Source organism: Bacteroides sp. OM05-10AA (assembly GCF_003439055.1).
Lineage (GTDB): Bacteria > Bacteroidota > Bacteroidia > Bacteroidales > Bacteroidaceae > Bacteroides > Bacteroides intestinigallinarum.
Window position 1 is genome coordinate 37,865 of sequence record NZ_QSUR01000041.1, and the last position, 11,435, is coordinate 49,299.

Sequence of the window (11,435 nt, forward strand, 5' to 3'; positions counted from 1 at the left end):
TGCAAATATAGAAACTTTTTCTGTTATGAATCTAAAACTCCTTGTTATAATAGGTTTAATGAATGTATTGCCCGACGAATGCACGGACTCGGTCGGTGTACTCCTGTTTATTCTCTTTGTATGAAACAGCATGAGCCGCTCCCGGCACAATCCATAGTTCTTTGGGTTCCGGTTTGGCTTCGTAGAGCGAATATGCCATCCAGGTGGGTACATACGTATCTTTATCCCCATGAATAAACAGCATCGGAAGCTGTGATTTGGCTACTTGTTTCAGTGAGGAAGCCTCTTTGAAATTCCATCCATATTTCTTTTCGCAGAGCCAACTTGTGGTATACATTAGTGGAAAAGGAGGAAGGTGGAAACTGGCTTTAAGCTCATGTGAGAATTCGTTCCATACGCTGGTGTAGCCGCAATCCTCAACAAAACATTTAACAAATGGCTTCTGTTCCTCACCGGACACCATCATGGTTGTCGCACCTCCCATTGAAATGCCGTGTACAACCATTTGTGTACTATCTCCGAAAATTTCATTGGCAATGTTCATCCATTGCAATACGTCCCAACGGTCTTTCCATCCCATCTGGATGGCCGGGCCTTCACTTTCTCCCTGATGTTGCAGGTCGGGAAGTAATATGTTATATCCTAAATCTCGATTATACAGATAACCAATCATAAACATACGGATAGCATTATCTGTATGTCCATGCACAATGACTGCTGTCTTACTGGTGGGTTGGGGAGCAGCAACATAATACGCATGAAGTTGTATTCCGTGCGGATTGATGATGAAAGTATCTTTCAATGCATCCACTTGTTTCAGGCTGTCCACCCATGGACGCAGGAAAGGGTAGTTTCTATACATGAAGGGATAAGAGTCAGCATCTTTAGACAAAATCTTGGCATTCGGAGTCAATGAAAAGTTTAACATATAAAAACTTCCTCCGATGGTGCAGCCGGTCAATGCCAGCATGATAATAATGATGCTATATACAACTTTTCTCCTCATAAAAACTCTCTCTAATCCTTATTTATGCCATATCTCCCATGCGGCAAATGCCTGGAGCAGCAGCATTTCCAGACCGTTTTTAACAACAGCCCCTTGTGCTTCTCCTTTTTTCATGAACAGCGTAACATTCGGATTATATAACAAATCGTAGAGCAAATGGTTTGGAGTCAGTAGCTCATAAGGAATATTAGGGCAGAAATCTACCTTAGGAAACATACCTACGGGAGTACAGTTGACGATGATTGTATATTCTGCCATAATTTCGGGAGTCAGCTCCTCATAAGTCAGCATATCATCGGCTTTGTGGGTACGTGATACGAATATACTTTCAATACCCAGGTTTTTCAGCCCGTGGTAGACGGCTTTGGAAGCTCCGCCAGTACCCAGAATCAATGCTTTTTGGTGATGAGGCTGCAATAAAGGTTGAATGGATTGAGTAAATCCGATGATGTCGGAGTTGTAGCCAACCAGTTTGACTTTTCCTTTCTGCTGGCGGATGATTTTAATGACATTCACTGCACCTATCTTTGCGGTATCACGGTCGAGTTCATCCAAAAAAGGAATCACTTGTTCTTTGTAGGGGATAGTCACATTAAGCCCGCATAAATTGGGATTCTCTTCGATAACTTCCATGAAGTTATTAATGCTGGGAATTTCAAAATTCACATACTCTGCATTGATACCTTCGGATTTGAATTTCTCATTAAAGTATCCGATAGAAAAAGAATGTCGCAGAGGGTAGCCGATTAAACCATATTTTTCCATAATCATTTATTGCTTAGTTGGGTTATTGGGTTTACTTTTTAGGAGACGTACTATTTCTTTTACTTTACCGTCAGGGTATTTGTCTTTATAGTATTCCGTCAAATCTTCGTATATCCAGAAATTATAAGGGCGGCCGATAAAGATATTGAAAGTGTTAGATGACTTCTCGCCGTCAATGCCTAATTTCAATTTTATATGGTTGTATATTTGGTCGTCAGGAGGAATAAGTCTGCAAGTTTTGGCTATTTCAGTTGTTATTCCATACATACCGTGAGCTTCTGCTTCTTCGATTGCGAATTCCTTTTTTGTTATAGGAAAGCCATCAGAGTTGAGTAATGTATATGTACCTGAGTTCTTTTCCTGAATAGATATACTGTATGATTCTTCATTGGTATAGGGAGATTTACTCTCTAAATCGGCTTTTATTTTTTCTTTAATTTCGTCCGTTTCTACATCTATGCCATATTCTACGGCAACGATATCGAATTTCTGTTCAGATTGAGAGGGGGTTCTGGTAATTACGAAACCTTGCTTCTGGTCAATTTCTTGTCCGTTCAGGCAGAATTTCCGGTCGAATACGGGTTCTTTCTTTGATTTCCAGGTCAGTTTACTGGAAAAAGTGATGACAGATGGTTCTTTTCCATCATTCCAGTCTATTTCTACTTTCTCATTGTCGAATGTATGGTCGCCATTGAATTCTCCGAAAGTCAGATAATATTTTCCGTCTTTGCTTACTCCTGTTTGCAGGCCTGTGAAATAGGCCATATAAGCTCTGGTGCGTTCGTTTAGCGGAGCATCTTTTTCGTAAGTCTCCCCTTTGTAGATCGCTTTTATTCCTTGGTTGGCAATAGAGCCTTTGGTGAGTGGATTCAGTAAGTCATTGCCTTGAGCATCCTGTACTGAAATGTAAAGAACTATGGGAGAGAAATCCCATATTAGATCATCTTCTCCGTTGTTTGCCGGATCACAAGAGGTGAAATTGATACAACAAAAAATGCAGAGTAGAAATAGTCCAATTGATTTTGTTGTTTTCATAAGGTTAATTTATTAGGTTATTTTGTCGCGGTATAAAGAGTGCAAATGCCAAAGGTCAGCCGTTTGAAGTTGACTTCGCTAAATCCGGCTCGTGCGATGACTCCTTTCATGACTTCCCCTTGAGGAAATACTTTGATCGTGTCCGGCAGATAGTGGTAGGCACTGTTGTCTTTGGAGAGAAGCTTGCCCAATAATGGAATGACGACTTTAGAGTAGATGGAAAACAGTTGTTTCATCGGGAAGCGGTCCGGAGTGGTAAGTTCCAGAATTACAAGATGACCGCCCGGTTTCAGTACGCGGCACATCTCGGAGAGCCCTTTGTCGAGGTCTTCGAAGTTGCGGATACCGAAAGCTACAGTAATAGCGTCAAAATCATTGTCGGCAAAAGAGAGTGAAGTGCAGTCCTCTCGGGCAAAAGATATTTTATCCGACAGTCCTTCCTTTTTTACTTTTTCACGTCCCACATTCATCATACCTTCCGAGATGTCCGTGCCGATTAGTTCGGCAGGTTGCAGTTTGCGGCAGGCGAGGATGGCAAAATCCCCTGTACCGGTCGCTACATCCATCATTCGCTGCGGTTGAAAAGGGCGTAACCAGGCAATAGCTTTTTTGCGCCAGCTGCGGTCGATACCTAAAGATAAGGTATGGTTCAGCTTGTCGTAGGCATGTGCGATGTTGTCGAACATACGTTCCACTTGCTCGGTCTTTTTTCCTTCTTCGTCGTAAGGCTTGATATGTTGTTGCGGGTAATCCATTTTTTAGTTGATAGTTGATAAATGATAGTTGATAGTTGATAGATGATAAATGATAGTTGGAAGATGACAGAGTTAATAGTTATATGCGATAAGCTGCATATTAACTATCATTTATCATCTATCAACTATCATTTATTATCTGTCATTTATCGCTTATCAGCTATTCAAAAAAGTTTCGACGTTTTTGAATATACGTTCAGCGATATTGCTAGTATCTTCTTTCACAAATTTCTCACCGGTGATGTTTTCAAACAATTCGATGTAACGGTCACTGATGCTTTGTACGATAGCCGGAGTCATTTCCGGTACTTTCTGACCGTCTTTGCCCTGGAAACCGTTTTCCATCAACCATTCACGAACGAATTCTTTAGAAAGTTGTTTCTGCGGTTCGCCTTTTTCGAAACGTTCCTGATAACCTTCAGAGTAGAAATAGCGGCTTGAATCCGGAGTGTGGATTTCGTCCATCAGGTAGATAGTGCCATTGTGCTTACCGAATTCGTATTTTGTATCTACGAGGATCAGTCCGCGCTCTGCTGCGATTTCAGTACCGCGTTTGAAGAGAGCTAATGTATATTTTTCGAGAATTTCATACTCTTCCGGAGTAGCCAGTCCTTGTTTCAGGATTTCTTCCTTAGAGATGTCTTCGTCGTGCAATCCCATTTCAGCTTTCGTAGTCGGAGTAACGATGGGTTCCGGGAATTTCTGGTTTTCGCGCATTCCGTCCGGCAACTTCACGCCGCAAATTTCGCGTACACCGCTTTTGTAAGTACGCCATGCGCTACCACACAGGTAACCGCGTACAATCATTTCTACCGGAAAACCTTCACACAATACGCCTACCGTTACCATTGGGTCCGGAGTAGCCATTTTCCAGTTCGGACAGATGTCAGTAGTGGCATCGAGGAATTTAGCTGCAATCTGGTTCAGCATTTGTCCTTTGTAAGGAATACCTTCAGGAAGTACTACGTCAAAGGCCGAAATACGGTCGGTTGCTACCATGACGAGTTTTTCGCCGTTGATGTTGTACACATCGCGCACTTTTCCGTGGTACACGCTTTTCTGTCCCGGAAAGTTGAAATCTGTTTTTGTTAATGCTTTCATTGTCTTTATTATAATTACAAATTACAAGTTACAAATAACAAGTCGCAATAGGATTCCGAATCTAAAGACGATTAGTCTTTGGCTAGTTTCACCGGACGTTCGCCGTTGATAACCAGTTGTTCGTTTTTCCGTTTCTCCCGTTCGGCTTTCGCTTCTTTGTCGAATTTTTCGTAAGCATCCACGATACGTTCCACCAGTTTATGGCGTACGATATCTTTTTTATTCAGTTCAACAAAACTGATACCTTTCACTCCCTTCAAGATGCGGAGAGCTTGCACCAATCCCGATGTTTGTGAAGCGGGGAGGTCAATCTGTGTCATGTCTCCCGTCACGATCATCTTGGTGTTCATACCCATACGGGTGAGGAACATTTTGATTTGCTGTGTGGTGGTATTCTGGGCTTCGTCCAAAATGACGACCGCATCATTCAGCGTGCGTCCGCGCATAAAGGCTAACGGGGCAATTTGGATAATGTTCAATTCCATGTATTCCTTTAACTTGGCAGCAGGTATCATATCTTGCAGGGCATCGTATAAAGGTTGCAGGTATGGGTCGATCTTATCTTTCATGTCGCCGGGCAGGAAACCAAGCTTTTCTCCGGCTTCTACGGCGGGGCGGCTAAGGATAATTTTTTTGATTTCTTTATTCTTCAATGCACGTACGGCGAGAGCGATAGCGGTGTATGTCTTTCCCGAACCTGCCGGACCGATGGCGAATACCATATCATTCTTGGCGAATCCTTCTACCAGTTTCAACTGGTTTTCGCTTCGGGGGATGATAGGTTTTCCCGTGACGCTGAACACAATCACGTTTCCTGTCTGTTCCGCTTGCGGCGCATTTCCTTTTATAATGTCAATGATAACTTCTTCTTTCAGTGAATTATATTCGGCGCAGTACTTTTCAAGTTTGGTGATATTTTCTTCGAAGGCACACATTTCTTCCTCGTCGCCCAGCACTTTGATGACATTGCCTCGGGCAACTATGCGTAGCTTTGGATATAAAGCTTTAATTAACTGTATGTTGGCGTTGTTTACGCCGTAAAAAATAACCGGATCAATGTCCTCAAGAACAATCAGTTTCTCTATCATTAAGTCGTATTAAAGAAAAATTTCTGCAAATTTAATCAAACGTTTTGGATTCTCTGATTGTTTAGAGGTGAATTTTACTGCAATTTACATTCATCTTCCGTTTATCGGGCAGTAATATGGAAACAACCTTGTTTCAGTTCGTATTTGATATAGCATTTTTCAGCTTGTCGTAGATCTCTTAAAACTTCGGATAGAACAAGCTTCAGTGTGTCGGCACTCACGTCCTGCATAGGGCGACCGTCTTTATCTTCCACTTTCTTAAAACGTTTCCAACTAACATCAAAAGTAGCTCCGAAACAATGTGCCGAGTTGGCGGAGGCATTTCCATTGCGACGGCGGAGACGTTTCACATCGTTTTCAGTACGTAGTACGGAGGTGATGATTACCTGGTTGGGATTCAGACCTTTGGCAGCCAATGAATCGAGGAAGTTGGAGCCGATTGTATCGAGCAATGCGCTGGCACGTGGAACGAGGTAGGGAATGGAATGTGTCAATGAATCCACTGCATAAAATTCATTATCAGTGATATGAGTCAGCTTTTCTTTCATTGCTTCCGCTTCCTCTCGGTCTGCCAGCGGGCTGATACCTATCTTTTTAGCGACTTCCAGATGTGCATCGTTCAAATCAGGGAAAGAACGTTTGTAACTGGCAACGCCACGAATGTTGTGCGGCTTGTTCAATTTCAGTGACATGTCTTTCTTTTTGCAGCTTGAAGTAAGCGTTGTAAGCCCAATAACAAGTAAAAATAGCGGTAATATGCGAAGCTTGTAAGTAGTCATTTTGTATTTTTTGCCCGCAAATATACGCTATTTTTTCATACGTTCTATGCTTTGCATTATTTTCCGCCTCATATCTTTTATGGGTCACTCTAAAATATTTTCTGGTATTTCCGGACGGGTATCAAGAGTGCCTATAATGGTATAATCCGTGTTATCTATTGTTGTCTTCAGCGATGGTATGATCAAATAGTCACTTCTAGTAGGAGCATTGTTAATAAGTTGCTCCCAATCTACCTTTAAATATCTTTGTATAAGATTGACAACAGCATTTGCGTTTGTAACTCCATCAAATAGTTCAAATCTTAATTTGTGAAGGGTGGGAGAGATTGATGCATCTGTGAAATTCCCTTGTTCATCGGATGCATAATTTAATGTTAAATAAGGTATGGCATACGTAGGTGATGAGTTGCCGGAGCCATTTTCTAATTTGACTGAAAAATCGTATGTTCCTTTGGCTATCGGAGTAGGGGATAGTTTGTGTTGAGCGTAAATATAACGGAAGAAATAACAGTCTTTTGCTTCATTGTTGATCAGATAGATCGCAATACCATTGGAAAGTGCCGGATGATTGCTTTCTTTTATTGAATACGCCAGATATCCGTCTGTAATTTTAATTTTTAAATCGACAGTTTCGTTGGTGATGTTGTCTTTTACGCTTACTTTTGTTTCTCCTTTCTTTTTAGGGTAGATTTTTAAACTCCCCATTCCTATTGAACTGGATAAATCTACATCTATACTTAAAATTTCAGTTTTTTCGACAGTTACAGTGTAGTCTCTGTTTCCGCCTCTAATCATAATATCGGCTGCTCTTAGCAAGGGGCGTTCATAATATTCTTTTTCGAAAGATAAAGGATATATTTCTTTTTCATCGTCATTACCGCAACTAAAAAGAAAAATGGTATAAAGAAATGATAGTAGCGCTCCAAGTAAATGTTTTGTTTTCATGATTATTCTGTTTTATAGTTTAGCAGGAGAGATATAGTTGTATAAGTTCCTGTGTTGATGTTGGAGACAAATATATGGATTTAATCAATATAATTAGGCAGTTATATACGACTCAACACCTAGCCCTGTCGTTATAACTTTTAGTTATAAAAAAACTCTTCCTAGTCGGCTATAACTGGGAAGAGTCTGTTTCTTTTTCGACTGCTAAGATAGCAATTATTTTTCATTTTTATACTTCTGTTTCATACTTTTTTTGAATTTAGTTACTAATAATCCTTTTCTCTAATAGCTTCCAATATGTCTGCTAAATCTTGTTCTAGCACAAATTTATCATTTGATTTGCTATTTAAAGTGTTTACATTATCACTGATTTTTTTCATCTTAGCAGGGAAAGCATTAGATATTTCAAAAGATTCGCAAACCTTTATATTATTGCGTTTATCCACAACAGCATATAGCTCTTCTAGGTTTGTTTCATCTTTTGTTTTTACTCTATATTTAATCTTATATGTATAGACTGTATCACTTTCAATAGAATCTTTAAGCTCTGTTTTTAGAGTAAGTTTAGTAGTTGAATATGCTAAGTTATCAAATGCTTTTAGATTTCTCAAAGCATTTTTCATTTCTTCTATTTTAAGTCTAAAATTAGGATTATGAGGTTCAATGAATTTTAAGTATTCTATGAAATCATTATCTGTTATCAATGGAGAGATTGAATCAACAACATCACTAATATTTATAGTCTCTATTGCTTCTTGAACTATACTATCCATGCTTATAATGTTGTGCAATTTAATAGATACTATTTCTTTCAGAGATGAAGGGGTGTCAAAATTTTCTTTTACATACATTTTGAATTGTTTCTCAATTTTTTGTTCCACAGTCATTTGCTGACAAGCACTAAGTACTAATAGCATTAAAAGAGAAAATAATTTCAATTTCTTCATAACATTTGCGTGTTTATTGGTTAATACTAAATAATAATGTTTCCAGTCTATTAGCAATAACCATACGCCAGTATATGAAAAGACGCAGATAATTGCTCCACGTCCCTTGGCTCACCACAAGCCATTACACACCGAGCAAGAAATCTGCGTCTATGCGGATTCCTCAACGTGTGTAATATATAACTCGTTCATTCTCGAGGTGGTGATTCAGGGACGATTGAGCTATTATATACATAAAAAGCGTACCATCTATTCGATGATACGCTGCAAATATAAGAATAACTTCATAAATTACAAACTGTTAGTCCTTCTTCTTTTTCGTCTTATCTTCCTCTTTCTTTTCTTCGACTTGATCCGGTATTTTCTCTTCCGCAATGTGTGCCATCTTTCGGAGCAGTTCATCGAACTGTTCTTTAGGAACAGAAAAGTTAATCTCTAACCTCACTGTTTTAATGTTACTTAGATCTATTTCTTGTTTCTTTTTCTTTCCCATAATTAAGCCACGTTGCGCAAAAGTAAATTAAATCTTTGAGAATCGCTATAATTCCGAGTGTTAAATCGAAAAATATATTCATCAATATACCTCTGCATATATTTCTTGCTTACATGATAGTATATTCCAAATATCATTCTTTTGAAATGTGACCATACATTTTCGATACCGTTCGTACTAACAACGATAATCTCACCTTCATCGGTAACATAGGTCGTACCATAGAAATGTTTTTCATGATCTACTGACCTTTGTACATACTTCCCATGTAGTCCACTGTAATCCCAACCATCAGTATAAACAACACTACCTAATTCAACTTTTTCTTTGATAATCGGAACTATAGTCTTAGCTTGTGTATTGGGAACAACTTTGGCAATAACCTTACCACCTCTTTCAAGTATTCCAAATACAGGAACTTTATCCTTATAGCTACGTCCTTGACATTTCTCTACTTTCTTATCCTTATGCCTGTTCTTGTTTTTTCCTCCTACAAACGCTTCATCAATTTCAACCTCACCGGATAAAGTATGGTTATTCTCCATCGCCATGTATTGTCTAATCTTATGGAGCATCTTCCACGCTGTTTTTTGAGTTATACCTAAATCTCTCGCTAATTGACAAGACGAAATGCCCCTTTTATGAGACAAACATAGCATCATGGCGTAAAACCAAACTTGCATAGGCAACTTTGTATTTGCAAATGCAGTACCAGTTTTGACATCAAAGTATCTTCCGGTATTCTTGCATTTATATTTACCATTACCACATTTATAAACCTTAGAATTGCTGTCATAAGGCGAAATGACTTCATCTCCCCATCGCATCTTCTCAAAATATCTGATGCAACTTTCTTCATCGGGAAAGTTTTCAGATAGAGTTAAAAGGGTAAATTCCGTTTTCATAATGTCAATTTTTTAGCTATTCAAATATACTAAATTTCAGCGATATATGCAAGCAATATGCCACATATTTTCCATAAATTAGTCTGTAAGGATGCTAAAAAACATCCTTACAGAACATACAGAACTATTACCGTTTATAAGCTATAAACAGTAATTTTGCAGGAGTACTAACTTAAAATCAAAAGAATATGAGCAAATTTATTACACTTCCTGTATTCGACAAGGGACAGAACATTCATGCTATGTCATACGTAAATATAGACCAAATCCGCTATATTATACCTCAACCCTACAATAAATGTAAAATAGTATTTGATGAAGAAAATTTTATCATTATAGATGAAAACCACGAGGATATAAGAGAGTTGCTTATTAAAATGGGATATTTCTATGAATGAACAATTTTTAATATAGAATTAGCCTTCTTATTAATTCTATTTAGTTGTTCATCTTCATTTAGAAAATGAAAATTTTCTATTCCCATTGATTTTGCAATTTGCAGCGCAATAAGTTTATTTTGCGCTGCAATTTCATTCACTAATCTTTCTAATAATTCTTCTTTCTTTTCCATAATCTTTAATTTTTAAATATTAATAAAAAAGCTCGTATTTCTACGAGCTATAACTTTTTCTTATACGGTGTCAGCTAGTATATAACTGCCTATAATTAATTAAATGTTATATTTATTTCCTGCCATCAAGCAATTTTCATACATTTGTGACTGCTTATCAAAAGAATGGGTTGTTTTTCCACTAAACATAACACACATGAAAACAGATTTCGATTACAATTCTATGCCCGTCAGCTTCGCTCATTGCTTGAATGGACATTGTTTGCGTGCGGACAAATGTCTGCGTCGACAAGTAACTCTCCGGATGCCGAAAGAACGGGCTGCTGTAACGGTTATCAATCCCGAACATATCACTTCCGATGGCGGAGACTGCACTTACTTTATTGATGAAAAGCCTTTGCTTTTTGCACGGGGAATGAAACATATATTGGACCGTGTGCCGCTTGCTGATGCCAACATTATTAAACGACAGATGATTTCCTATTTCGGCAAGACTGTTTATTACCGTTGCTGCAACAAAGAACGATTGATAAAACCGAAGGAACAGGAATACATACAAGGACTTTTTCGCAAAAGAGGAGTTGTTGAATCACCTCAATTTGACGAATACATAGAATACTATGATCTAGGTTAAGGATATCTATTAGTTCCGGTAGTCCCATATATTGTGGGAAAGTATTCTCATAAAATGTGGGAATACTTTCCCACAAAATGAGGGAATCTTTTCCCTCCAGCTAGGGAATCTCTTCCCACAATATATGGGACAAAGGAAGTCTGTGATGAAAGTAAAAAGAAGGTATATGCTTCCGTTTATTGAATATCAGTTCCGGTATGAGAAATGAATGATGATAAGTATGAGAAATACCGGTTATTTACGACTTTTCAGGCAAAATAATATGAGAAATACCTTGTTGAAAAGTATTTCTCATATTATATGTTGTTGATTAGTAGAATATTAATTAAATTTTATGAGAATATGAGAAATGAAATTGCTAAATCAGGTTCTTCGTCAAATTTGGTGGTAATCTCTTTTTTATTTCACCGG

At 38.4% G+C, this 11,435-nt stretch carries 14 protein-coding genes; 2 read left to right on the top strand and 12 right to left on the bottom strand.

Annotation, left to right across the window (positions count from 1 at the left end; all coding sequences use genetic code 11):
* Nucleotides 1–55: 55 nt before the first annotated feature.
* The 11 genes from DXB58_RS23425 to DXB58_RS23475 all read right to left on the bottom strand — a co-directional run bounded on the left by DXB58_RS23425 (nt 56) and on the right by DXB58_RS23475 (nt 9,819).
* Complete coding sequence (locus DXB58_RS23425) at nt 56–1,006, bottom strand: alpha/beta hydrolase (RefSeq protein WP_199488013.1); 951 nt, start codon at nt 1,004–1,006, stop codon at nt 56–58.
* An 18-nt stretch (nt 1,007–1,024) separates the two neighbouring features.
* Nucleotides 1,025–1,771 (bottom strand): shikimate dehydrogenase, encoded by a 747-nt coding sequence (locus tag DXB58_RS23430; RefSeq protein WP_004304542.1) that lies wholly within the window; start codon nt 1,769–1,771, stop codon nt 1,025–1,027.
* Between the two features lie 6 nt (nt 1,772–1,777).
* Complete coding sequence (locus tag DXB58_RS23435) at nt 1,778–2,806, bottom strand: hypothetical protein (protein WP_122138428.1); 1,029 nt, start codon at nt 2,804–2,806, stop codon at nt 1,778–1,780.
* Nucleotides 2,807–2,823: 17 nt separating this feature from the next.
* Nucleotides 2,824–3,561: a bifunctional demethylmenaquinone methyltransferase/2-methoxy-6-polyprenyl-1,4-benzoquinol methylase UbiE gene (ubiE, locus tag DXB58_RS23440; protein WP_117936849.1), complete on the bottom strand. Its 738-nt coding sequence runs from the start codon at nt 3,559–3,561 to the stop codon at nt 2,824–2,826.
* 156 nt (nt 3,562–3,717) lie between these two features.
* Entirely contained in the window at nt 3,718–4,662 is a 945-nt protein-coding gene (locus DXB58_RS23445; protein ID WP_004301731.1) for a phosphoribosylaminoimidazolesuccinocarboxamide synthase, read from the bottom strand.
* Nucleotides 4,663–4,733: 71 nt separating this feature from the next.
* Complete coding sequence (locus DXB58_RS23450) at nt 4,734–5,750, bottom strand: PhoH family protein (protein ID WP_004301740.1); 1,017 nt, start codon at nt 5,748–5,750, stop codon at nt 4,734–4,736.
* Nucleotides 5,751–5,851: 101 nt separating this feature from the next.
* Nucleotides 5,852–6,529, bottom strand: a complete 678-nt coding sequence (locus DXB58_RS23455; RefSeq protein ID WP_122138429.1) for a DUF5715 family protein — start codon at nt 6,527–6,529, stop codon at nt 5,852–5,854.
* Between the two features lie 84 nt (nt 6,530–6,613).
* A complete protein-coding gene (locus DXB58_RS23460; RefSeq protein ID WP_122138430.1) occupies nt 6,614–7,474 on the bottom strand; it encodes a hypothetical protein in 861 nt (286 codons plus the stop codon).
* A gap of 266 nt (nt 7,475–7,740) precedes the next feature.
* Nucleotides 7,741–8,421 carry a hypothetical protein gene (locus DXB58_RS23465; protein WP_122138431.1) on the bottom strand — a complete coding sequence of 227 codons (681 nt, stop codon included), beginning with the start codon at nt 8,419–8,421 and terminating at the stop codon, nt 7,741–7,743.
* 301 nt (nt 8,422–8,722) lie between these two features.
* Nucleotides 8,723–8,914: a hypothetical protein gene (locus tag DXB58_RS23470; protein ID WP_122138432.1), complete on the bottom strand. Its 192-nt coding sequence runs from the start codon at nt 8,912–8,914 to the stop codon at nt 8,723–8,725.
* Nucleotides 8,915–8,916: 2 nt separating this feature from the next.
* Nucleotides 8,917–9,819, bottom strand: coding sequence for an IS1595 family transposase (locus DXB58_RS23475; protein WP_122138433.1), 903 nt, complete (start codon nt 9,817–9,819; stop codon nt 8,917–8,919).
* A 188-nt stretch (nt 9,820–10,007) separates the two neighbouring features.
* Here DXB58_RS23475 and DXB58_RS23480 point away from each other — a divergent pair, with 188 nt between their 5' ends.
* Entirely contained in the window at nt 10,008–10,217 is a 210-nt protein-coding gene (locus DXB58_RS23480) for a hypothetical protein (RefSeq protein WP_122138434.1), read from the top strand.
* Here DXB58_RS23480 and DXB58_RS23485 read toward each other — a convergent pair.
* The gene (locus tag DXB58_RS23485) at nt 10,208–10,390 is read right to left on the bottom strand and encodes a hypothetical protein (RefSeq protein ID WP_122138435.1); all 183 of its coding nucleotides are present in this window, start codon (nt 10,388–10,390) and stop codon (nt 10,208–10,210) included. The genes DXB58_RS23480 and DXB58_RS23485 overlap by 10 nt on opposite strands.
* Before the next feature lie 196 nt (nt 10,391–10,586).
* Here DXB58_RS23485 and DXB58_RS23490 point away from each other — a divergent pair, with 196 nt between their 5' ends.
* On the top strand, nt 10,587–11,024 hold the full coding sequence (locus DXB58_RS23490) for a DUF6078 family protein (RefSeq protein ID WP_122138436.1): 438 nt from the start codon (nt 10,587–10,589) through the stop codon (nt 11,022–11,024).
* Nucleotides 11,025–11,435: the final 411 nt, after the last annotated feature.

Coding starts and splice junctions, on each gene's coding strand:
- DXB58_RS23425 (WP_199488013.1), bottom strand. CDS start 1,006: ATGAGGAGAAAAGTTGTATATAGCATCATTATTATCATGCTGGCATTG.
- DXB58_RS23430 (WP_004304542.1), bottom strand. CDS start 1,771: ATGGAAAAATATGGTTTAATCGGCTACCCTCTGCGACATTCTTTTTCT.
- DXB58_RS23435 (WP_122138428.1), bottom strand. CDS start 2,806: ATGAAAACAACAAAATCAATTGGACTATTTCTACTCTGCATTTTTTGT.
- ubiE (WP_117936849.1), bottom strand. CDS start 3,561: ATGGATTACCCGCAACAACATATCAAGCCTTACGACGAAGAAGGAAAA.
- DXB58_RS23445 (WP_004301731.1), bottom strand. CDS start 4,662: ATGAAAGCATTAACAAAAACAGATTTCAACTTTCCGGGACAGAAAAGC.
- DXB58_RS23450 (WP_004301740.1), bottom strand. CDS start 5,750: ATGATAGAGAAACTGATTGTTCTTGAGGACATTGATCCGGTTATTTTT.
- DXB58_RS23455 (WP_122138429.1), bottom strand. CDS start 6,529: ATGACTACTTACAAGCTTCGCATATTACCGCTATTTTTACTTGTTATT.
- DXB58_RS23460 (WP_122138430.1), bottom strand. CDS start 7,474: ATGAAAACAAAACATTTACTTGGAGCGCTACTATCATTTCTTTATACC.
- DXB58_RS23465 (WP_122138431.1), bottom strand. CDS start 8,421: ATGAAGAAATTGAAATTATTTTCTCTTTTAATGCTATTAGTACTTAGT.
- DXB58_RS23470 (WP_122138432.1), bottom strand. CDS start 8,914: ATGGGAAAGAAAAAGAAACAAGAAATAGATCTAAGTAACATTAAAACA.
- DXB58_RS23475 (WP_122138433.1), bottom strand. CDS start 9,819: ATGAAAACGGAATTTACCCTTTTAACTCTATCTGAAAACTTTCCCGAT.
- DXB58_RS23480 (WP_122138434.1), top strand. CDS start 10,008: ATGAGCAAATTTATTACACTTCCTGTATTCGACAAGGGACAGAACATT.
- DXB58_RS23485 (WP_122138435.1), bottom strand. CDS start 10,390: ATGGAAAAGAAAGAAGAATTATTAGAAAGATTAGTGAATGAAATTGCA.
- DXB58_RS23490 (WP_122138436.1), top strand. CDS start 10,587: ATGAAAACAGATTTCGATTACAATTCTATGCCCGTCAGCTTCGCTCAT.